This is a genomic window from Streptomyces sp. CA-181903, from assembly GCF_050937075.1.
Taxonomy (GTDB): Bacteria; Actinomycetota; Actinomycetes; order Streptomycetales; family Streptomycetaceae; genus Streptomyces.
Genome location: NZ_JBNJLY010000001.1, coordinates 3,331,229 through 3,352,726, shown reverse-complemented (window position 1 = coordinate 3,352,726; position 21,498 = coordinate 3,331,229). Strand labels below are relative to the sequence as shown.

The following is a 21,498-nucleotide window of genomic DNA, read 5'->3' as shown; positions in this document are numbered from 1 at the left end:
CCGTCACTGTGATTCAGCGGCCGGGCAGTTGACGGCCAGGTCGCTGTTGACGGTGAGGTACGGGCGGACGCCGCCGACCGTCGGGTAGAGGTCGGTCTTGTTGCGGTCGACGATGTCCCCGACGATCCGGCCGATCCGCACCGGCTCGGCGTCGCCGGCCAGCCGCAGCGCCAGGTCCCAGATCGCGCCCTCGTCGCCGCGGGCCGCCTTCAGCTGGGAGGTGCGCAGGGTGAAGCGGAAGGACGTCGGGTCCAGGACGGTGACCTCGGCCGAGATGTCGGCCGCGGACTCCGCGCGCGGGGTGCCGATGACGAACGGCTTGGTGTCCTCGGTGAACGAGGTGCCGTAGAGCCGTCCCTGAACCGTCAGCGACGTCTCGGTCTGGCGGATCGACAGCGCCTCGGCGTGCGCGGGGCGGTGCCAGGCGCGCAGCGCCAGGTAGCCGTCCACCGTCGGGTAGGCGATCATCCAGGTGAACGGGGAGCCGGGCAGCGGCTCCAGGCCCAGCAGGTTCTTGCCCTCGGCGAGGTGGGAGACGACGCGGCGGCGCGCCTTGTCCTCGTCGCGGACGACGTGCAGGTCCCAACGGCCTTCCGCCAGGCGCAGCTTGGCGCGGTCCAGGACGGCCGTGTAGGGCGCGCCCGGAGTGGCGGGGGTGGCGAGGGGGACGCTGACCGGCTTGCCCTCCTTGCGGCGGGTGACGGTCAGTGAGAGGTCGTCGCCGGCCAGGCCCTTGCCGTCGACGGAGACGACGATGTTGCCGTCGGCGTCGACGCGGGTGGAGGCGGTGGCCTTCAGCGGCCGGCGCACTATCTCCTTCAGCGCCTCGGTCACCGGCTTGCGGGCCGGCTGGGCGACCGGGCGGTGCCGCAGCGGCCGGATGACCTTGCCGATGGTGCGGCGCAGGCTCTGGCCCAGCGGGACGTTCTTGTCCGGGGCGGCCGCGGCGTCGGCGGAGCGCGGGGTGGTGTCGACGCCCAGGCTCCGGATCAGGTCCTCGTAGGCGTCGGCGATCTGCTCGGGGGCGTAGCGCTGGGCGGAGACCTGGGCGGCGGCGCCCATGGTGCGGCGCAGCTCGTCGTCCTCGATGAGCCGGAGCAGGCCCTTGGCGATGCCCTCGCTGTCGCCGACGGGGACGAGGAGGCCGTCCTTGCCGTCGGTGATGATCTCGCCGGGGCCGTGCGGGCAGTCGGTGGCGACGACGGGGACGCCGCAGTTCATGGCCTCCACGATCGTCATGCCGAACGACTCCTCGCGGGAGGTGACGGCGGCGATGGAGCCCTTGGCCCACTCGGTCTCGATGGGCGAGTGGGCGCCCATGAGGGTGATGGTCTCCGTGAGGTCCAGGCGGTCGATCTGGGCGCGCAGCTTGGCCAGTTCGGGACCGCGGCCGTAGATCCGCAGGTTCCAGTCGGGGCGCTTGGCGTGCACGGTGGCCCAGGCGGCGACCAGCAGGTCGTAGCGCTTGACCGGGATGAGGCGGCCGGCGGCGACGACGAGCTTGGTGGCCGGGTCGGCGGGCTCGACCTCGGAGGGCGGGCAGCCGTTGGGAATGCAGATGATCTTCGTCTTGACGTCGGGGAACTGCTCGCGGTGGGTGCGGGCGTCCGCCTCGGAGACGGTGGTGTGGGCGTCCAGGTGCGGGATGGCGCGGTCCTGGGCGGCGCGGATGTTCGGCTCGTGGGTGCCGTAGATCCGGTGCTCCTGACCGATCTTCAGGTAGCGGTCCTGGCCGAAGCCGGCCAGGTACATCACCAGGCCGGGACGGGTGGCGACGACGACGTCGGCGTCCGTCTCGGCCAGGTGGTCGGCCACCCGGCGGTCGGTGAGGGCGCTGAAGTGGGCGCCCTTCGCCTCCTTGGGCGGGATGTAGGCGCTGTCCTGGGACAGAAGCGGGTCACCGCGGTCGGCCCCGTGGTCCTCGCGGGTGTCGATCAGGTTGACCAGCTTGACCTTGGGGTGGAGCGGCAGCCGGGGGACCTTGCCGGTCCGCAGGATCGACACGATCTCCACGTCGTGCCGGGCGGCGAGCGCACTGGCGACGTTGAACGTGGAGCGGATGGTGCCGCCGATGCCGTACGCGTTCTGCAACAGGAAAGAGATCTTCATGGCGGTGTGTGCGCGGCACGCCTCAGCCGGCGCCGCGTCCGTCCTTCCCCCTGGCCTGGGTACTCGGGGTCCGTCCCCTGCCGGCCGGTCGTGGAGACCGGTCTGTACCGGATGAGACCGCCGACGGGGGGTTCGGTTGCCTGGGCAGCCTACATTGTGGCCTCTGTCACGGCACCGGGCGGTGGTGGGCGGAGGCCCTCCCGGCCGCTCCGCGTTCGGGTGCGCGTTCGCGTTTCGTGCTCGCGTCGTGATGTCCCCGTGCGTCAATCGTGGCGCCGTCCGCTCATCCTGAGAGCTCGACGAGATCGAGACGTCCCCCGGGGGACCCCGCGACCGGAAGGACCGCCGGTCGCCGGGGTGCGGGACGCGGGGCCTCGGGGGAACGCCGGCGCGGCGCCGGTGTGGCGTGACGGGCCCCGGCCCCCGGCGACTGGAAGGGTGGGGGACGTGAAGGCGAGAACGGCGGCCGCGCTGTGTGCGGCCGTGACGGTGGGAATGCTGGTGCCGGTGGCCGGATGCGCGGGGGACGGGTCCGGGGGCGGGCACGGGAACGACGGGAAGCGCTCGGTGGGGGCCCCGGACGCGCGGGACCGGGGGACGGCGCCTGGCGAGACGGCCGGCGAGCCGCCCGGTGCGTCGCCCGGCGCGCCGGAGGAGGGCGGCGACGGCCGGCCGGCCGGGCGGCTCGGCGCCGTCGAGCTCACCAAGGACGAGGTGCCCGGGCTGGTGATCGAGCAGGCGCCGGCGGGCGCCGCCGGCCGCGGCAGGCCCGGCGCCGACCGGGCCGTGTGCCGGCCGCTGGCCACGGCGCTGGGCTCACAGCCGCAGCCGCGGCCGCTGGGGTCGGTGGTGACCACGTTCGCGGGCGAGCAGGACGGACCCGACGAGGGGCTGCTCGGCACCGTCCGGGTCGCCGAGTACCGGCCCGGCGACGCGGCCGCCACCCTCCGCGGGCTGCGGGACGCGGCGGCGGGCTGCGCGGGCGGGTTCACCATGCGGACGGGGGAGGGGGAACGGCAGGTGTTCGACGCGGTCGAGCGCGTGGCGGCGCCTCGGCTGGGCGATGAGGCGGCGGCCTACCGGCTCACCAACGCGGTGGAGGAGGCGCCGACGCTGATCACCGTGGTGCGGTCGGGGGATGTGCTGTCCATGTTCTTCGCCACGAGCCTCGGGGATGCGGGGCGGGCGGTGATTCCCGAGCGGTTGGTCGCGGCGCAGGTGCGGCGGGTTGAGGCGGCGGGGGCCGCCGATGACAAGGGGGTTGGTGGGGCGGGTGTGCTGCCGCAGGGGGATGAGGGGTAGCGCCTGCGGCGGGCTGGTGCCCCGGGCCCGCCCCTTCGCCGATTCCTGGGGCTGCGCCCCAGCCCCCCTTTCGCGGCTTCGCCGCTCGTCCTCAAACTCCCCCAGAGGGGGCACCCCCAACGGGCTGAATAGTCAGCCCGTCCGGCGTTTGAGGACCTCGCGGCGGAGCCGCGTTGCCGGGGCGCTACCCGCCGCAGGCGTCCCCCTCAGTGCGTGACCGACGACGCCGCCGCTGCCGCAGCCGCCGCCCGTCCCCGGGCGAGCACGCGGCCGAACGCGTACGTCGAAATGTCGCGGCCGGCGTTGAGCGCCGCGGTGTCGTCCGCGGACACCGGCCTGTTGTCCGCGTTCCCCGCGACCGTGAAGTACGCGTACCGCCCCTCCGCGTTCGTCGTCAGCCGGCAGGCCGTGGCCCGGCAGAAGGCGGCGGTGCCGTCGCCCGGCAGCGCTTCGATGTTGCCCGCCGACTGGGCCTTGGCCTTGTCCGCCGCGGCCTTGGTGTCGAAGACGGCGACGCCGACCGTCACGGCCACCCCGTCGCGTACGTACGTGGCGCGCAGCACCTGGCGGCAGCCGTTGGAGGACAGGACGGAGCCGAGGGCGCCCTGGGTGACGGAGGCGCAGTCCGTGGTGGCCGCGGTGGCGGTCCGTTCGTACGTCCGGCCCGACAGCACGGGCTTGGCGTCGGGGAACAGCGTTCCGGTGGTCAGCGGGGCCTTGTCCTTCTCCGCGCTGGAGATGAAGGCCCGCGGGTCCTGGGGCGGGGCGGGGCGACCGGGGCGAAGGTGGGTTCGGGGGTGCCGGCGGAGGGGGTGGGGGGCGCGGAGGCCCCGGCGGCCTGCTTGCCGCCGCTGCCGCTCCCGTTGCCGCCGTCACCGTCCGACCGCACGATCGCGGTGGCCACGATCGCCGCCACCCCGCCCGCGGCCAGTACCCCGCCGCCGATCATCAGCAGCTTCCGGCGACGGTCGCGCGCCGCCGTGTCCGCGGCGAGCGCCGCCCAGTCCGGTGTTCCCCCGCCCGGTCCCCCCTGCCCAAAGCTCATGGGGCGCATCGTAGACCGGGCGCCCGGCATGTAAACCGGTTGGTGGCGTTCGGGAAAGCCGACACAATGCGCGCTATGGGGCATGTCGAGGTCGCGCACGTCGAGTACTACCTGCCGGACGGCCGGCCGCTGCTGGGGGACGTGTCCTTCCGCGTCGGCGAAGGGGCCGCCGTCGCGCTGGTCGGCGCCAACGGCGCCGGGAAGACGACGCTGCTGCGGCTGATCGCCGGTGATCTCCAGCCGCACGGCGGGACGGTCGGCGTCGGGGGCGGGCTCGGGGTGATGCCGCAGTTCGTGGGGTCCGTACGGGACGAGCGGACCGTGCGCGACCTGCTCGTCTCCGTGGCGCCGCCGCGGATCAGAGAGGCCGCCGCGGCCGTCGACGCGGCCGAGCACGCGATCATGACGGTCGACGACGAGGCCGCGCAGATGGCGTACGCCCAGGCCCTCTCCGACTGGGCCGAGGCGCGCGGCTACGAGGCCGAGACCACATGGGACATGTGCACGATGGCGGCGCTCGGCGTGCCGTACGAGCAGGCCCAGTGGCGGCAGGTGCGCACCCTCTCCGGCGGCGAGCAGAAGCGCCTGGTGCTGGAGTCGCTGCTGCGCGGCACCGACGAGGTGCTGCTCCTGGACGAGCCGGACAACTACCTCGACGTCCCCGGCAAGCGCTGGCTGGAGGAGAGGCTGCGCGAGACGAAGAAGACGGTCCTCTTCGTGTCGCACGACCGCGAGCTGCTCGCCCGTTCCGCCGAGAAGATCATCAGCGTGGAGCCGGGGCCTGCGGGCAGCGACGTGTGGGTGCACGGCGGCGGCTTCGCCACGTACCACGAGGCCCGCAAGGAGCGCTTCGCCCGCTTCGAGGAGCTGCGCAGGCGGTGGGACGAGAAGCACGCCCAGCTGAAGAAGCTGGTGCTCTCGCTGCGGCAGGCCGCCAGCATCAGCCACGAGCTGGCCTCCCGCTACGCCGCCGCCCAGACCCGGCTGCGCAAGTTCGAGGAGGCCGGCCCGCCGCCCGAGCCGCCGCGCGAGCAGGACATCCGGATGCGGCTGCGCGGCGGGCGGACCGGGGTGCGGGCCGTGACCTGCGCGGGGCTGGAGCTGACCGGCCTGATGAAGCCGTTCGACCTGGAGGTCTTCTACGGGGAGCGGGTCGCCGTCCTGGGGTCGAACGGGTCGGGGAAGTCGCACTTCCTGCGGCTGCTGGCGGGGGAGGACGTCGCGCACAGCGGGCAGTGGAAGCTGGGCGCCCGCGTCGTCCCCGGCCACTTCGCGCAGACGCACGCCCACCCCGAGCTGATGGGCCGCACGCTCGTCGACATCCTGTGGACCGAGCATGCGAAGGACCGGGGCGGCGCGATGTCCGCGCTGCGCCGCTACGAGCTGGACCGGCAGGGCGACCAGCTCTTCGACCGGCTCTCCGGCGGGCAGCAGGCCCGCTTCCAGATCCTGCTGCTGGAGCTGGCGGGCACCACGGCACTGCTGCTGGACGAGCCGACGGACAACCTGGACCTGGAGAGCGCGGAGGCGCTCCAGCAGGGGCTGGAGGCGTACGAGGGGACGGTGCTCGCCGTCACCCACGACCGCTGGTTCGCGCGCGCGTTCGATCGCTTCCTGGTCTTCGGGACGGACGGGCGGGTCCGGGAGGCGGCGGAGCCGGTGTGGGACGAGGGGCGGGTCGCGCGGGTGCGGTGAGGCCGGGCGGGAAGTGGTGGGGGCGTCCGGGGGCCCGGGGTTGCCCCCGGGAGGGCGCGGTGGACGAGAAGCGGGTGGCTCGGGTGCGGTGAGGCCGGTGGGGGGCCTGGGGTCCGCCGCCGGTGGGACCATGTGTTTTGACCCCGTGGGTGGCCGCCCGGTACTCTACGAGTTCGTTATGCGTATTGGCTTGGTCGTTCTCACGCGAGGGGCCCTTACGCTTGTCCGTCAGGCCGATCGCCGGCGGTCGGCACACGGGTTGCGTCCCCGTTGTGCGGCCAGGCTCGCGCGATCGTCCCATGCGGACCGTGTCAGGACCCACACTCACTGAAGAAGCGAAGGCTACGACCGTGCGTACGTTCAGCCCCAAGCCCGGCGATGTCCAGCGCCAGTGGCACATCATCGACGCGCAGGACGTCGTCCTGGGCCGTCTGGCCTCTCAGGCCGCCTCCCTGCTGCGCGGCAAGCACAAGCCTGTGTATGCCCCGCACATGGACATGGGTGACTTCGTCGTCATCATCAACGCCGACAAGGTCCACCTGTCCGGCAACAAGAAGACCCAGAAGATGGCGTACCGCCACTCTGGCTTCCCGGGTGGTCTGCGCTCCGTCCGTTACGACGAGCTGCTCGACAAGAACCCCGAGAAGGCCGTCGAGAAGGCGATCAAGGGCATGCTGCCCAAGAACTCCCTCGGCCGTCAGATGCTCTCGAAGCTGAAGGTCTACTCGGGCGACCAGCACCCGCACGCCGCCCAGCAGCCGCAGCCGTTCGAGATCACCCAGGTCAAGCAGGGCTAAGTCCCGGCCACCGCCGAACCAGAAAGTCTGAGGAGAATCGTGGCTGAGACCACCGCCGAGATGCCGGTCGAGGGCGTCGAGGAGTACACCACCGAGACCGAGACCGTGGAGTCGGAGTACACCTCCGAGTCCCTCGCGTCCCGCTTCGGAGACCCGCAGCCGGCCGCCGGCCTGGGCCGTCGCAAGAACGCCATCGCCCGTGTCCGGATCGTTCCGGGCTCCGGCAAGTGGAAGATCAACGGTCGCACCCTTGAGGACTACTTCCCCAACAAGGTGCACCAGCAGGAAGTCAACGAGCCCTTCAAGGTGCTCGAGCTCGACGACCGTTACGACGTCATCGCCCGCATCTCGGGTGGCGGCGTCTCCGGCCAGGCCGGCGCCCTGCGCCTCGGCGTGGCCCGCGCCCTCAACGAGGCCGACGTCGACAACAACCGCGGCCCGCTGAAGAAGGCCGGCTTCCTCAAGCGCGACGACCGTGCGGTCGAGCGCAAGAAGGCCGGTCTCAAGAAGGCCCGCAAGGCCCCGCAGTACAGCAAGCGCTAATCCGGCGGTTCGCTGCTTCTGCTCGAACGCCCCGGCGGCACGATCCGTGCTGCCGGGGCGTTCGGCTATGTGGCACCGGTTGCTCTGTGGCGTCTGTGGTCTCTGTGACCACGCGCCACCCGTACGGGTCAGGGGTCACTCGTACGGGCCACTCGGGGCGGGTACCCCGTATACCTGGGAGACTTCGGTCACCTGGCGGCAACGCTTTGGCCCAGGGCTCGACACCTCAAGTACAAGGCTCAAGTACAAGGGGCTCCCTCCAGGGCCCCGCACTCCCGCGTTTTTCGGAGGACACCAGTGGGACGACTCTTCGGTACGGACGGTGTGCGCGGCGTCGCCAACGCCGATCTGACGGCCGAGCTCGCGCTCGGCCTGTCGGTCGCCGCGGCGCACGTGCTCGCCGAGGCGGGGACGTTCGAGGGCCATCGCCCGGTGGCGGTGGTGGGCCGCGATCCGCGGGCGTCCGGGGAGTTCCTGGAGGCCGCCGTGGTGGCCGGACTGGCCAGCGCGGGCGTCGACGTGCTGCGGGTCGGCGTGCTGCCGACGCCCGCCGTCGCCTACCTGACCGGCGCCCTCGGCGCCGACCTGGGCGTCATGCTCTCCGCCAGCCACAACGCGATGCCCGACAACGGGATCAAGTTCTTCGCCCGCGGCGGCCACAAGCTCGCCGACGAGCTGGAGGACCGCATCGAGCGGACGTACCGGGCGCACGCCACCGGCGAGCCCTGGGACCGGCCCACCGGTGCCGGCGTCGGCCGCGTCCGCGACTACGACCAGGGCTTCGACAATTACGTCGCCCACCTGATCGGCGTGCTGCCCAACCGCCTCGACGGCCTCAAGGTCGTCATCGACGGCGCGCACGGTGCCGCGTCGCGCGTCTCCCCCGAGGCGTTCTCGCGGGCCGGCGCCGAGGTCGTCACCATCGGCACCGACCCCGACGGGCTCAACATCAACCACGAGTGCGGCTCCACGTACCTGGACAAGCTGCGGGCCGCGGTTGTCGAGCACGGCGCGGATCTCGGTGTCGCCCACGACGGTGACGCCGACCGGTGCCTCGCCGTGGACGCGACCGGTGCCGAGGTCGACGGCGACCAGATCCTCGCGGTCCTCGCGCTCGCCATGCGCGAGGCGGGCTCGCTGCGGAAGAACACCGTCGTCGCCACCGTCATGTCCAACCTGGGCTTCAAGCTCGCCATGGAGCGGGAGGGCGTCCAGCTCGTCCAGACCGCGGTCGGCGACCGCTACGTCCTGGAGGAGATGAAGGCGAACGGCTTCGCCCTCGGCGGCGAGCAGTCCGGGCACGTCATCGCGCTCGACCACGCGACGACCGGCGACGGCACGCTGACCGGGCTGATGCTGGCCGCTCGCGTCGCGGCGACGGGACGGCCGCTGCGGGAGCTCGCGGGGGTCATGGAGCGGCTGCCCCAGGTGCTCATCAACGTCCGGGACGTCGACAAGTCGCGGGTCGGGTCGTCGCAGGAGCTCGCCGAGTCCGTGGCCGACGCGGAGCGGGAGCTCGGGGCCACCGGGCGGGTGCTGCTGCGGTCGTCCGGGACCGAGCCGCTGGTGCGGGTGATGGTGGAGGCCGCCGATATCGAGCAGGCTCGGGCTGTGGCTCAGCGGCTCGCCGATGTCGTGAAGTCGGCGCTCGGGTAGTTCCGCTGCGGGTGCCGCCGGGGGCGGGATGGGGGGTGCCCCTGTCCCGCCCCTTCCCGTTTCTTGCGGGGGGGCGAGCCCCCGCACCCCCGAGCGCGCCTGCGGCACGCGTCCTCAAACGCCGGACGGGCTGGGTGGGTGGGCGGCGGGGGTGGGTGGGTGAGCGCTTCGCGCGCTGTCCTCAAGCTCCGGACGGGCTGATCACAGCTTGCGGAGCGACAGTCGCTGCACCTTGTGGTCCGGGCCCTTGCGGAGGATGAGGCTGGAGCGGCCTCGGGTGGGGGCCACGTTCTCCAGGAGGTTGGGCTTGTTGATGGTCCGCCAGTTGCGGCGGGCGAAGGCCAGGGCCTCCTCCTCCGAGACCTGGGTGTAGCGGCGGAAGAACGAGTCGGGGTCCTGGAACGCCGTCTCGCGGAGCTTCTTGAACCGCGAGTAGTACCAGCGCTCGATGTCCTCGGCGCGCGCGTCCACGTAGATGCTGAAGTCGAAGAAGTCCGCGAGCCCGACCCGGGTCCGGCCGTCGCGGCCGGGCAGGGCGGGCTGGAGGACGTTGAGGCCCTCGATGATCAGGATGTCCGGGCGGTGCACGGTGAGGCGCTCGTCGGGGACGATGTCGTAGATCAGGTGGGAGTAGACGGGCGCGGACACCTCGTCCTTCCCGGCCTTCACGTCCGCCACGAAGCGCGTCAGGGCCCGGCGGTCGTACGACTCCGGGAAGCCCTTGCGGGACATCAGGCCGCGCCGCTGGAGTTCCGCGTTGGGCAGCAGGAAGCCGTCCGTGGTCACCAGCTCGACGCGCGGGTGCTCGGGCCAGCGGGCCAGCAGGGCGCGCAGCAGCCGGGCCGTGGTCGACTTGCCGACCGCGACGCTGCCGGCGACGCCGATGACGAACGGCGTGCCGCGCTGGGCGCCCTTCTCTCCGAGGAAGGTGTTCAGCGCGCCGCGCAGGCTGCCGCTGGCGCCCACGTAGAGGTTGAGCAGCCGGGAGAGCGGCAGGTAGACGTCGCGGACCTCGTCCAGGTCGACGACGTCGCCCAGCCCGCGCAGGCGCTCGACCTCCTCCGCGGTGAGCGGGAGGGGCGTGTTCTCGCGCAGCGCGCTCCACTCGGCACGCGTCAGGTCGACGAAGAGCGACGACTGGTGCGTGGACGAGTGAGCCGTGCGGCGTCGTGGCTGCGGCTGCTCTGGGGTGGTCGGCACGGGGCCCATTGTGCGTGTGAGGCGCGGGGCGATCACTGCGGGGTGTGGGGTTCGGGGTACCGGGTGAAAACTTTCAGGGATCCGGTGGGGTCCGCGGGGTACCCGTAGAGGCCCCGGCGGCGCGGGGGAGTGAAGATCCGGCGCGGGCCCTGTACCTACTCGTGGGTCAGGAATACGGTCCCACCCTCCGGCCGCCCCGGCATCCTGCGAGGAACCCCCCGTGTTCGTTCTCCGGCTCGTTCTCCGGCTCATCCGCAAGACCTTCCACCGCGTCACACGCCCCCGGGCGTACGCCCCCGGCGTACGCCCGGGGGCGTACGAGGCGGGTGACGCCTTCGCCGACCGGGTGCGCGCCGAGCTCTGTGACGACCTGCCCGACGAGGACCTCGGCCAGGACCTGGGGGACTGCCTCGACCAGTACCACTTCGGCAGCAAGCCGCGCTGCGAGGAGGTCGAGTACCTGGAGCTCGTCCAGGAGGCCATCGACCGCATCGAGCGCGGACGTTGGACCGAGCGTCGACGTTGACCGGCGGGCGGTGACGCCGGGGCCGTACGCTGCACTCCATGTGCGGAATCGTGGGTTATGTGGGAGGGCGGTCCGCCCTCGACGTCGTCTTGGCCGGGCTGCGTCGGCTGGAGTACCGCGGCTACGACTCGGCCGGGGTCGCCGTGCTCGCCGACGGCGGGCTCGCCGCGGCCAAGAAGGCGGGCAAGCTCGCCAACCTGGAGAAGGAACTCGCCGACCGGCCGCTGCCCTCCGGCACCACCGGCATCGGCCACACCCGCTGGGCCACCCACGGCGGCCCCACGGACACCAACGCCCACCCGCACCTCGACAACCCCGGGCGGGTCGCCGTCGTCCACAACGGCATCATCGAGAACTTCGCCGCCCTCCGCGCCGAGCTCGCCGAGCGCGGGCACGCGCTGGCCTCCGAGACGGACACCGAGGTCGTCTCGCACCTGCTGTCCGAGGCGTTCTCCTCCTGCGGCGACCTCGCCGAGGCCATGCGGCAGGTCTGCCGCCGCCTGGAGGGCGCGTTCACGCTCGTCGCCGTGCATGCCGACGACCCCGACGTGGTCGTGGGCGCCCGCCGCAACTCGCCGCTGGTGGTGGGCGTCGGCGACGGCGAGGCATTCCTCGCCTCCGACGTCGCCGCGTTCATCGCGCACACCCGCGAGGCCGTCGAGCTCGGCCAGGACCAGGTCGTCGAACTGCGCCGGGACGCGGTCACCGTGACGGACTTCGAGGGCGCCCCGGCGGACGTCCGGGCGTACCACGTGGACTGGGACGCGTCCGCCGCCGAGAAGGGCGGCTACGACTACTTCATGCTCAAGGAGATCGCCGAGCAGCCGAAGGCCGTCGCCGACACCCTGCTGGGGCGCATCGACGCCGCGGGGTCGCTGACGCTGGACGAGGTCCGCATCCCGGCGTCCGTGCTGCGCGAGGTCGACAAGGTCGTCATCGTCGCGTGCGGGACGGCGTACCACGCGGGGATGATCGCCAAGTACGCGATCGAGCACTGGACCCGCATCCCCTGCGAGACCGAGCTGGCCAGCGAGTTCCGCTACCGCGACCCGATCCTCGACCAGCGCACGCTGGTGATCGCCATCTCGCAGTCCGGCGAGACGATGGACACGCTGATGGCGCTGCGGCACGCGCGCGAGCAGGGCGCGAAGGTGCTCGCCATCTGCAACACCAACGGCTCGACGATCCCCGGGAGTCGGACGCCGTGCTGTACACGCACGCCGGTCCCGAGGTCGCCGTCGCGTCGACGAAGGCGTTCCTGACGCAGCTCGTGGCCTGCTACCTGGTCGCGCTGTACCTGGGTCAGGTGCGCGGGACGAAGTGGGGCGACGAGATCCAGTCGGTGATCCGGGAGCTGGACGGCATCGGGACGCAGGTCGAGGAGGTCCTGGAGACCATGGAGCCGGTGCGCGAGCTGGCGCGCTCGCTGGCCGGCAAGAACACCGTCCTCTTCCTCGGCCGGCACGTCGGCTACCCGGTGGCCCTGGAGGGCGCGCTCAAGCTCAAGGAGCTCGCCTACATGCACGCCGAGGGCTTCGCGGCCGGCGAGCTCAAACACGGGCCGATCGCGCTGATTGAGGACGACCTGCCGGTGGTCGTCGTCGTCCCGTCGCCGCGCGGCCGGTCCGTCCTGCACGACAAGATCGTCTCCAATATCCAGGAGATCCGGGCCCGGGGCGCCCGGACGATCGTCATCGCCGAGCGCGGCGACGAGGCGGTCCGCCCGTACGCCGACCACCTCGTCGAGATCCCGGCCACCCCGGTGCTCCTCCAGCCGCTCGTCGCCACCGTGCCGCTGCAGGTCTTCGCCTGCGAACTGGCCACCGCGCGCGGCAACGAGGTCGACCAGCCGCGCAACCTGGCGAAGTCGGTGACCGTCGAATGATCGTGGGCGTGGGCATCGACGTGGCCGAGATCGACCGCTTCGGCGCGGCGCTGCGGCGCACGCCCGGGATGGCCGAGCGGCTCTTCGTCGAGCGCGAGCTGTACCTGCCGAGCGGCGAGCGGCGCGGGACCGCGTCCCTGGCCGCGCGGTTCGCCGCCAAGGAGGCCCTGGCGAAGGCGCTGGGCGCGCCGCCCGGGCTGCTGTGGACGGACGCGGAGGTGACCACCGGGGCGCATGGGCGGCCCGGGCTCACCGTGTCCGGGACGGTCGCGGCGCGGGCGGAGGCGCTCGGGGTGCGGTCGTGGCACGTGTCCCTCAGCCATGACGCGGGGGTGGCTTCGGCGGTGGTGATCGCGGAGGCGTGAGCCTTCGCGATGTGATCTTCGCGCTGGCGGGGACGGTCGGGGAGGGGCAGGATGCCGCGCATGACGGACGGTGCGCACCTGACCCACATCCCGGCCCCGACGGGGTCGCCCCCGCCCGCGGCTACAGCCACGTCGTGACCGCGACCGGGCGGCTGGTCGCCGTCTCGGGCCAAGTCGCCCTCGACGAGGACGGACACGTCGTCGGGGAGGGCGACATCCGCGCCCAGACGCGGCAGGTGTTCGGAAACCTGCGGCGGTGTCTGAAGGCGGCGGGGGCTTCGTTCGACGACGTCGTGAAGTTGACGTACTTCGTGACGGACGTGGCGGATCTGCCGGTGATCCGGGAGGTGCGGGACGAGTTCGTGGACGCGGGGCGCCTGCCGGCGAGTTCGGCTGTGCAGGTCGTCGCACTGTTCCGGCCGGACCTGTTGATCGAGGTGGAGGCGTTCGCGGTGGTCGGGGGGTGAGGGTGCCCCGATCCGCGCGTTCCCACGCGCCGCTCATCTCCCGCGCGTATGGTCGGCGTTGACGCTCAAGAGCGGCAAGCGCCGAAAGGGACACACGTGCACCCCGCAAAGGAACGCATCGCCGCGGTGTTCGGGGAAACCCAGGGCAGCGGCTACCTCCTCACCCCCCGGGTGGTCCTCACCGCCGCCCACGTCGTCGGCGGCTGTGACGCGCCGCGGGTGATCGTGCCCGGTGGTGTCGGGCAGGTGGGCTGCCGGGTGGTGTGGGCGCGGGACGACAGCCGGCGGTGCGACGCCGCGCTGCTCGTCGCGGAGCGGGACGTCGTGCCGGAGGAGGCGGCGGGCGCCTTCGAGCCGCTGGTCTGGGGGCGGGCGTACGACCTGCGGGCCTGGGCCGGGGCGCAGGCGATCGGGTTTCCGCGGGTGCAGCGGGACGGGCACGGCGAGCTGGACACCGAGCAGTTGCTCGGCACGCTCAAGCCGGGCAGCAATCTGCTCAGCGGCCGGCACGTCCTCGACTGCGAGTACGGCGCGCCCGAGCCGCCGGGCGGCGGTGGTTCGCCGTGGGCCGGGATGTCGGGTGCCGCCGTGTTCGTGGACGGGCTGCTCGCGGGCGTGGTGTGCGCGGACCCGGCGGGCTGGCGGCACGGGCGGCTGACGGTGACGCCGTCGGCCACGCTGTGGGCGGACTTCCGGTTCCTGAGCGAGTGCCTGCTGGCCGGGCACAAGCCGGAGTCGCGGTCGCTGGCCACGCCCCGGCAGCTGGAGACCGAGGAGTTCGAGCGGCGGTTGCGCGAGTACGTGATCGAGAAGTCCGGCGAACTGACGATCATCGGACTGACCCTCTCCGACGGCGAGGCCGAGACGTGGCCGCTCGACACCGCGTACCTCAGCCTGGAGCTCGTCGGCCGGGCACGGGACGCGCGCCGGGACGGGTTCGGGCTGCGGACGGCCGTCGAACCGCCCGACCGCGCCGAACCGACGCCCCGCCGCGCCGAGGAGGCGCTGGCCGGGCACCGGCGGGTGCTGCTGCGCGGCGCGGCCGGCTCGGGCAAGACGACGCTGCTCCAGTGGCTGGCCACCGTCACCGCGCGCGGCGATCTGCCGCCGGGGCTGGGGCACTTGAGCGGATGCTTACCGCTGCTGCTGCCGCTGCGGAACCTCGTCCGCGGCGGGGAGCCGCCGCAGCCGGAGGAGTTCCTGGCCGCCGCGGCCCGCCCGCTGGCCGGGCTGCCGGCCGCGCAGGGCTGGGTGACCCGCCGGCTCACCGAGGGCACGGTGCTGCTGCTGATCGACGGGGTGGACGAGGTCCCCGAGGCGGACCGCAGACGCACCCTGGCCTGGGTGAAGGACCTGCTCGCCGCGTACCCCGAGGCCCGCTACATGATCACCACGCGGCCGTCGGCGGTCCGCGAGGGCTGGCTCGCCGACGCCGGGTTCGTCGAGCTGGAACTGCTCCCGATGGGCCGCGCCGACGTCCTCGCCTTCATCGACCGCTGGCACACGGCCGCCGGGCAGTCCCGGGACGAGCGGCTGCGCGGCTTCCGGGACGCGCTGGCCGCCGCCGTCGTCGCCAAACGCGACCTCGGCCGGCTGGCCACCAACCCGCTGATGTGCGCGCTGATCTGCGCCCTCAACCGGTCCCGGCGCGGCTACCTCCCGCACGGGCGGATGGAGCTGTACCGCGCGGCCCTGGACCTGCTGCTGATCCGGCGCGACCGCGAACGGGACATCGCGGTGGGGCCGGAGGGCCCCGAGCTGGAGCAGGCGCAGCCCGCGCTGCTCCAGAAGATCGCCTACTGGCTGATCCGCAACGGGCGTTCGCAGATCGAGTGGCACAAGGCCGTCGAGATCCTGGACCGGGCGCTGCCCGCCATGCCCGCCGTCGCCGCGCGCGGCAGCGCCGAGGAGATCCTGCGCCACCTGGTGCTGCGCAGCGGCCTGCTGCGGCAGCCCACGACCGAGACGCTGGACTTCATCCACCGCACCTTCCAGGACTTCCTGGGCGCCCAGGCCGCCGTCGACGACTGGGACTTCGACCTGCTCGTCAACAACGCCCACGACGACCAGTGGGAGGACGTCCTGCGGATGGCCGTCGGCCACGCCCCGCCCCGCGCCCGGGGCGAGCTGCTGCGGATGCTGCTGGACCGCGGCGAACGCGAGGAGCACCACCGGCACCGGCTGCGGCTGCTCGCCGCCGCCTGCCTGGAGCACGCGACGGAGATCGCCCCGGACGTACGGGACCGCGTCGAGCGGGCCGCCGCCGAGCTGGTGCCGCCGCGCGACACGGAGGCGGCGAAGGCGCTCGCGGAGGCGGGACAGGTCGTCCTCGATCTGCTGCCCGGGCCGGAGGGGCTGAGCGGGCCGCCGGGCGGGGGGCTGAGCGACGAGGTCGCGCACGCGGTCGTCGTCACCGCGACGGCGGTCGCCGACGACCGGGCGATCCCGCTGCTGGCCCGCTACGCCCGGCACCCGTTCCGCCAGGTGCGCGCCCAACTGGCCTGGTCCTGGGACAACTTCGACACCCGGCACTACGCCGACGCCGTCATCGGCGAGCTCTCCCACGACGACGGGCTGGCCTTCGTCGCCAAGAGCGTCGCGCACCTGCGGGAGCTGGCCCGGCTGGGCGGACGGCCGGAGGTGTGGTGCCGGGGGTGTGGCGGCCGGAGGAGCTGCGGGAGGCGGTGACGCCCGTCCTCCGGGACCTGTCCCTGCGGGAGGGCCCGGAGGAGACCGACCTCCGCTTCCTCCGGGACGCCCAGCCGCTGCGGTCCCTGCGGATCGCCGACACCCGGCGCGTCAGCCACCTGGCGTCCGTCCCCAGCGGCGCCCTCGAACGCCTCCGGCTCTCGCTGCGGGAACGCCCGGACGGGCTGGAGCGGCTGCCCGGCATGGCCCGGCTGCGCTCCCTCCACCTCGACTGGCTCCAGCCGGAGGGCGAACCGCCGGCCCTGCGGCTGCCGGCCGGCCTGGAGGAACTGGTCCTCGGCCGCTGGGCCTCCGCCTGGGAACCGGAGGCCATCCGCCTGGAAGGCCACCCCTGCCTGCGCCGGCTCTCCTTCGAGTACTCCCTCTTCCCGGCGGACGCCCGCGCCGCGCTGGCCACTCTGCGCGGCCTGCACACCCTGAGCATCATGGGCGAGGACCCGCGCTTCCTGGAACGCGCCGAACCCCTGCCCCGCGTCCGCCACCTCTCCCTCGGCCTCGACTCCCTCACCGGCCTCTCCCACCTGCCGTCCGCCTACCCCCGCCTCAAGGTGCTCACCCTGCACACGCCCGAGGGCACGGGCGAGGTGATGGACCTGTCGTTCCTGCGGGACCTGCGGGGGTCGAGGTGTACATCAAGCACTCGGGGCCGGTGGCCAACGCGGAGTTGCTGACGGGGTATCAGGAGACGATGCGGGGGCGGTTTCTCACGTATCGGGGGAGTGAGGGGCGTCCACGGTGCGTGCCGTCGGCGCGTCACCCGGGGGCGGCCGCCTCGGCGATACGGCGGTCCGGCTCCGCGTCCGGCCGTGCCTCCTCTTCCGGGCCCGGGTCGTAGCCGTTCCAGGCGTGCAGCGCCTGCCGGGTATGAGTTCCCTTCGGAGGGTGAGCCGGCCGCTAGGCGGCCTCCGGCCGGTACCGGCGCAGTTCGCTCGTGTCGAGAGTCCACTCGCCGATGGTGATCTTGTCGCCGAAGGTGTAGGGAGCCGTGCCCTCGTAGACGGGCCTGCCGTCCCGGGAGCCGATGTGCCAGTGGTGGACACACACGCCCCGGCGGGGGTCGACGATCAGGTAGTGCGGCACGCCCATGGCCGGGTAGTCGCGCAGCTTGCCCTCGTAGTCGTTCTCCGGGTTGGTGGGGGAGACGATCTCCACGACGAGCCGCGCGGCATGGGGGTCGATGCCCCGCGCGTCCTCCGCGCTGCTGTCCGCCTCGAAGGCGGACTCCGGGACGACGAGCACGTCCGGGCGCCGGAGCTTGCCCAGGGACACGTCCTCGACGTCGCCCAGGTTCACGGCGACGAGGTCGCCGGTGAGCTGCGAGTCGAGTTGGCGCCGGATGCGCAGGGCGTTGAGGTCGTGGGCCCGGGACGGGCTCGGCATCATGATGATCTGTCCGCCGCTGATTTCCGGCGGGGCGAACCCCGGGGCGGCACGAGCTCATCCCGGTACTCGCGCAGGTGCCGGTAGATCTCATCAAGGCTCACGGTCTCAGTCTATCCGCGCCACACCGGGGCCATGTGGCCAAGGCGCCGGTGCGGAACGGGGGTTCGAGTGCCCGTCCACGGTCGTGCGCGCACCGGACCGCGTCCCCGTCCTCAGCCCGCCACCACGTCCTCCCACACCCCCCGCAGCTCCTCCGCCACACCCATCGCGGTGATCGGCGCCTCGCCCAGGGCGCGCGCCGCGAGGCCGTGGAGGTACGCGCCCGCCGCGGCCGCGTCGTGGCCGGGGAGGCCGGCGGCGAGGAGGGAGCCCGTGAGGCCGCTGAGGACGTCGCCGCTGCCGGCGGTGGCCAGCCAGGGGGTGCCGGTGGGGTTGACCCTGACCGGGCCGCCGTCCGGGGCCGCGACGACGGTGGTCGAGCCCTTGAGGAGCGCCGTCGCGCCGTACCGCTCGGCCAGGGCGCGGACGGCGGCGAGGCGGGCGCCCTCGACCTCCTCGCGCGCCGTGCCGAGCAGCGCCGCCGCCTCGCCCGCGTGCGGGGTGAGGACGGTCGGGGCGCGGCGGGCGCGGACCGCGTCGGGGGTGAGCAGGCGCAGCCCGTCCGCGTCCACCAGGACCGGGACGTCGGAGGCCAGCACGTCGTCGAGGGCCCGCCGCGCCTCCGTACCGTCGCCCAGGCCCGGGCCGACGACCCACGCCTGGACGCGGCCGGCGTCGGCCGGGCGGCCGGAGGAGACCAGCGTCTCGGGGAAGCGGGCGATCACCGCGTCCGCCCCGGGACCGGCGTAGCGGACCGCCCCCGCGCCGCCGTGCAGCGCGCCCGCGACGCACATGACCGCCGCGCCCGGGTAGCGGACCGAGCCCGCGACCACGCCCACGACGCCCCGCCGGTACTTGTCGCTCTCCGCGGCGGGGCGCGGCAGCAGCCGGGCGACGTCCGCGTGCTGGAGCGCCTCGACGTCCGGGACGGCGGGCAGGTGGGGTCCGAGGCCGATGTCGACCAGGCGCAGCGCCCCCGCGTGCTCGCGGGCCGGATCGACGAGCAGGCCGGGCTTGTACGTGCCGAAGGTGACCGTCGCGTCGGCCCGGACCGCGTCGCCGCGCACCTCCCCGGTGTCCGCGTCGACCCCGCTGGGCAGGTCGACGGCGACGACGAGGGCACCCTCGGCCGCGCGGACCAGCGGCAGCGCGTCCGGGCGGAGACCGCCCTTGCCGCCGATGCCCACGATGCCGTCCAGGACGAGTCCGGCCCGCTCGACGGCCCGTATGCCCTCGGGCCCCGCGTCCCGCGTACGCCCCCCGGCGGCCAGCAGCGCCCGTACGCCGCCCGGGTGCGCCCGCTCCGGCGCGAGGAGCACGGCGGTCACCCCCGCCCCGCGCCGTGCGAGACGGGCGCCGGCGTACAGGGCGTCGCCCCCGTTGTCCCCGCTGCCCACCAGCAGCGCGACCCGCGCCCCCGACACCCGCCCGAGCAGCCCCGCGCACGCGGCGGCGAGGCCGGCGGCGGCGCGCTGCATGAGGGCGCCCTCGGGGAGTTCGGCCATGAGCGCGCGCTCGGCGGCCCGTACGGTGTCCACGCGGAAGCCGGTTCTCATGCCGTCCAGTGTCCCCGGGGCGGGGGCGGGCGGCCATCGGGGCTGGTGCCGAGGCTGGGATCGATCGGTGTCTCTTGCGTTGCCCGACTGCGCCTGCCGTGTCCGGTGTCGGATGGCTCATGTCCGTCACGGGCTATGGTCGCGTCCCGCGCTTGAGCCGGTTTCCGGGGGATCGCTGGGACGATGGTGCTGATGCACCCACCCCAATCATCACGCGCTCTGGTCAGCTACCGAAGCTCAGGCATGAGCCACCTTTCTAATGGCAGCGCACCGTTCCCCTTGTGATCACACCGTGCGATGTTCAGTTGTTCGGGATCGAGCGTTGGGTGGCAAGGCGGCGCCAAGCCGTGAGGGCACGCGAGGTGCGCGATGGCTTCTAGGCCAAGTGCCGGGTGGCCACATGGCGTGTCGATGCGGCTTTGCGGACTGTTGTGCGAGCGGACGACATGAAGGCGCCTGGTGTGGCTGCGTACGGGGGAGGACGGTCCGCTTCGACGCGATGTGATGCCGGACACAGTTTGAGGTTGGGGCTCGCTGGCGCGTCACGGCTGGAGGCTTGGATCGCACTATCTCTCGTCAACAAGCTTCAGCACCCTGCGAGTTGTGGTGCTCCGAGCGAATGGGTCGACCATGAATGCGATAGCGGTGATGTCCCTGACCGCAGGAGTGATTGCTTGGGTCGGGCGCACGCTCTATGTGTGGTTGCGTGGACGGGCCGCGATACAGATCATCCAGTTGCATGACCGGGGTCTCACTCATCGCGTGCAGGCCCTTCCCCCAGGTAGCCGCCTGGTTGAACGGCGCGCGGACCGCAGCGAGGTGGTCATCGAGGTGGGCGGATACTTCGGCGGGCGCGGCGGTGGTGATGACTGACCCGAATCCTCCACGGGAGCCGTGGACGGCTGTGGCACAACGGGATCAGCTGGTCGACAGCCGACACCGCCCGCGTCCTCCGGTCGATTCGGCTGGCCGGTCCGAGTTTGCCAGCTTCTACGCGCAGACGATGCCCCGGCTGGTGGTATTTGTTCTGCGGCACGGAGCCGACGTTCATGAAGCTGCGGAGGCCGCGCAGGCCGCCTTCGTCCAGGCGTGGGAGCGGTGGGAGACCATCGAGCATCCCAACGCGTGGTTGAGAACGGTCGCCTTCCGTCATCTGCTGCGACTCCGCGACCGCCGGGAAGGCCCTTTCCAGAATCTGGAGGATCCGCCCGGCGGAGTGTGTCCCCTTGAGCGGATCGAGCTTGATGCGCAGGAAGCGCTCGTCCTGAAGGTGCTGGCAGACCTGCCGATGCAGCAACGCCGCGTTTTTGCCTGGATCTACGACGGGTTCTCCGCTCGGGAGACCGCTGAACTGCTGAAAATTACCCCAGAGGCCGTCAGGCAGAACCTGGCGCGAGCCCGCAAGAGCCTGAGAAGGGCCTGGGAAACGTTGAAGGAGGATCACCAGTGAGCGAGGCAGCACCGCGCCCGGAGACCAGCGCCGGCGGCGAGGCTGCGTTCGATGCTTGGCTTGCCGCCACAGACGCCGCCCTCCACGACAAGGTGGAAGCCGGGCTGGATCTCGACGCTGGACGCGCCCAGATCTTCGCGGCATCCGTCACTGCAGAGAGCGTGCCCACGATGGAGGAGAAACCGGAGCAATGGGCACATCTGGAGGCCGTGCTGCGGGAGGCCGCCGACAGCATCGCCCACTGGGTCGCGCTCGCGGCGCCACACACCCTGTCCCAACAGCTCAACAAGGCCGTTTCAACCACTAGGACCATGATGGTCGTTGGTCGAGCCCTGCTGCCGGACAGCATGCGCGCCCCATGGGGGCTCGCGGCGGACTTCCTCACCGAGAGTCACCTCAACCTCACGCAACTCAGGGAAGGAGTCGTGTGCTGCACCGTCGATCGGCAGGAGGCGCTGGCCCTGCACGCTCGTGCCCGGAGTCGGATCACCCACTTCCAGGCCGCGCTCCAGCACACCTTGAAGGCCTCTCCACCGGGCTCCAAAGCACATCTCGTCATGACCCGGCTGCTGGCCACCACCGAGATGCTCTTGCTGCTCTTGCGCTGGGCTTATGACAGCATCGAGTGTTTCTTCTTCGACGGCAGTGATCGTTCCCCCCACGTCCCATCTGCCAATCATCTGTAGCACCCACCACGCCCTGCTGCCACCG

General features: G+C 72.8%; 19 protein-coding genes and 1 pseudogene. 14 read left to right on the top strand and 6 right to left on the bottom strand.

Features of this window, described 5'->3' with window-relative positions:
* Positions 1-3: 3 nt before the first annotated feature.
* Positions 4-2,109, bottom strand: coding sequence for a glycosyltransferase (locus ACQEVS_RS14855; protein ID WP_433020501.1), 2,106 nt, complete (start codon positions 2,107-2,109; stop codon positions 4-6).
* A 447-nt stretch (positions 2,110-2,556) separates the two neighbouring features.
* Here ACQEVS_RS14855 and ACQEVS_RS14850 point away from each other — a divergent pair, with 447 nt between their 5' ends.
* On the top strand, positions 2,557-3,411 hold the full coding sequence (locus tag ACQEVS_RS14850) for a hypothetical protein (RefSeq protein ID WP_433020498.1): 855 nt from the start codon (positions 2,557-2,559) through the stop codon (positions 3,409-3,411).
* A 206-nt stretch (positions 3,412-3,617) separates the two neighbouring features.
* Here ACQEVS_RS14850 and ACQEVS_RS14845 read toward each other — a convergent pair whose 3' ends face one another.
* Positions 3,618-4,085, bottom strand: coding sequence for a hypothetical protein (locus tag ACQEVS_RS14845; protein WP_433020495.1), 468 nt, complete (start codon positions 4,083-4,085; stop codon positions 3,618-3,620).
* A 32-nt stretch (positions 4,086-4,117) separates the two neighbouring features.
* Positions 4,118-4,456 (bottom strand): hypothetical protein, encoded by a 339-nt coding sequence (locus ACQEVS_RS14840; protein ID WP_433020492.1) that lies wholly within the window; start codon positions 4,454-4,456, stop codon positions 4,118-4,120.
* A 75-nt stretch (positions 4,457-4,531) separates the two neighbouring features.
* On the opposite strand from ACQEVS_RS14840, the gene ACQEVS_RS14835 reads away from it, so the two are divergent.
* The 4 genes from ACQEVS_RS14835 (at position 4,532) to glmM (ending at position 9,147) form a co-directional block, all read left to right on the top strand.
* Positions 4,532-6,151, top strand: coding sequence for an ATP-binding cassette domain-containing protein (locus ACQEVS_RS14835; RefSeq protein ID WP_433020489.1), 1,620 nt, complete (start codon positions 4,532-4,534; stop codon positions 6,149-6,151).
* Positions 6,152-6,501: 350 nt separating this feature from the next.
* Positions 6,502-6,948: a 50S ribosomal protein L13 gene (rplM, locus tag ACQEVS_RS14830; RefSeq protein WP_004951311.1), complete on the top strand. Its 447-nt coding sequence runs from the start codon at positions 6,502-6,504 to the stop codon at positions 6,946-6,948.
* A gap of 39 nt (positions 6,949-6,987) precedes the next feature.
* On the top strand, positions 6,988-7,491 hold the full coding sequence (gene rpsI, locus ACQEVS_RS14825) for a 30S ribosomal protein S9 (protein ID WP_433020485.1): 504 nt from the start codon (positions 6,988-6,990) through the stop codon (positions 7,489-7,491).
* Between the two features lie 297 nt (positions 7,492-7,788).
* Positions 7,789-9,147 carry a phosphoglucosamine mutase gene (gene glmM / locus ACQEVS_RS14820; protein WP_433020482.1) on the top strand — a complete coding sequence of 453 codons (1,359 nt, stop codon included), beginning with the start codon at positions 7,789-7,791 and terminating at the stop codon, positions 9,145-9,147.
* 201 nt (positions 9,148-9,348) lie between these two features.
* Here glmM and coaA read toward each other — a convergent pair whose 3' ends face one another.
* Positions 9,349-10,356, bottom strand: a complete 1,008-nt coding sequence (gene coaA, locus ACQEVS_RS14815) for a type I pantothenate kinase (RefSeq protein ID WP_433020479.1) — start codon at positions 10,354-10,356, stop codon at positions 9,349-9,351.
* A 211-nt stretch (positions 10,357-10,567) separates the two neighbouring features.
* Between coaA and ACQEVS_RS14810 the strand changes: the two genes are divergently transcribed.
* From ACQEVS_RS14810 to ACQEVS_RS14785, 6 genes and pseudogenes are all read left to right on the top strand, one after another.
* Complete coding sequence (locus ACQEVS_RS14810; RefSeq protein ID WP_433020476.1) at positions 10,568-10,873, top strand: hypothetical protein; 306 nt, start codon at positions 10,568-10,570, stop codon at positions 10,871-10,873.
* A gap of 38 nt (positions 10,874-10,911) precedes the next feature.
* Positions 10,912-12,758, top strand: a pseudogene (gene glmS, locus ACQEVS_RS14805) (glutamine--fructose-6-phosphate transaminase (isomerizing)).
* On the top strand, positions 12,755-13,123 hold the full coding sequence (locus ACQEVS_RS14800) for a holo-ACP synthase (protein ID WP_433020473.1): 369 nt from the start codon (positions 12,755-12,757) through the stop codon (positions 13,121-13,123). Before glmS ends, ACQEVS_RS14800 begins: the two are co-directional and overlap by 4 nt.
* The gene (locus ACQEVS_RS14795) at positions 13,120-13,590 is read left to right on the top strand and encodes a RidA family protein (protein ID WP_433020470.1); all 471 of its coding nucleotides are present in this window, start codon (positions 13,120-13,122) and stop codon (positions 13,588-13,590) included. Before ACQEVS_RS14800 ends, ACQEVS_RS14795 begins: the two co-directional genes overlap by 4 nt.
* A gap of 96 nt (positions 13,591-13,686) precedes the next feature.
* Positions 13,687-16,278, top strand: coding sequence for an NACHT domain-containing protein (locus tag ACQEVS_RS14790; protein ID WP_433020467.1), 2,592 nt, complete (start codon positions 13,687-13,689; stop codon positions 16,276-16,278).
* Entirely contained in the window at positions 16,245-16,970 is a 726-nt protein-coding gene (locus tag ACQEVS_RS14785) for a hypothetical protein (RefSeq protein ID WP_433020464.1), read from the top strand. Before ACQEVS_RS14790 ends, ACQEVS_RS14785 begins: the two co-directional genes overlap by 34 nt.
* A gap of 223 nt (positions 16,971-17,193) precedes the next feature.
* Here the strand turns inward: ACQEVS_RS14785 and ACQEVS_RS14780 are convergent, their stop codons facing one another.
* Positions 17,194-17,682, bottom strand: a complete 489-nt coding sequence (locus ACQEVS_RS14780) for a Uma2 family endonuclease (protein WP_433020461.1) — start codon at positions 17,680-17,682, stop codon at positions 17,194-17,196.
* 212 nt (positions 17,683-17,894) lie between these two features.
* Positions 17,895-19,337, bottom strand: coding sequence for an NAD(P)H-hydrate dehydratase (locus ACQEVS_RS14775; RefSeq protein ID WP_433020458.1), 1,443 nt, complete (start codon positions 19,335-19,337; stop codon positions 17,895-17,897).
* A gap of 630 nt (positions 19,338-19,967) precedes the next feature.
* On the opposite strand from ACQEVS_RS14775, the gene ACQEVS_RS14770 reads away from it, so the two are divergent.
* From ACQEVS_RS14770 to ACQEVS_RS14760, 3 genes are read left to right on the top strand one after another with little or no spacing between them, the layout of a single operon-like run.
* A complete protein-coding gene (locus tag ACQEVS_RS14770; RefSeq protein WP_433020455.1) occupies positions 19,968-20,210 on the top strand; it encodes a hypothetical protein in 243 nt (80 codons plus the stop codon).
* A gap of 31 nt (positions 20,211-20,241) precedes the next feature.
* On the top strand, positions 20,242-20,787 hold the full coding sequence (locus ACQEVS_RS14765; RefSeq protein WP_433020452.1) for an RNA polymerase sigma factor: 546 nt from the start codon (positions 20,242-20,244) through the stop codon (positions 20,785-20,787).
* The gene (locus tag ACQEVS_RS14760) at positions 20,784-21,473 is read left to right on the top strand and encodes a hypothetical protein (protein WP_433020449.1); all 690 of its coding nucleotides are present in this window, start codon (positions 20,784-20,786) and stop codon (positions 21,471-21,473) included. Before ACQEVS_RS14765 ends, ACQEVS_RS14760 begins: the two co-directional genes overlap by 4 nt.
* The last annotated feature ends 25 nt before the right edge of the window (positions 21,474-21,498 follow it).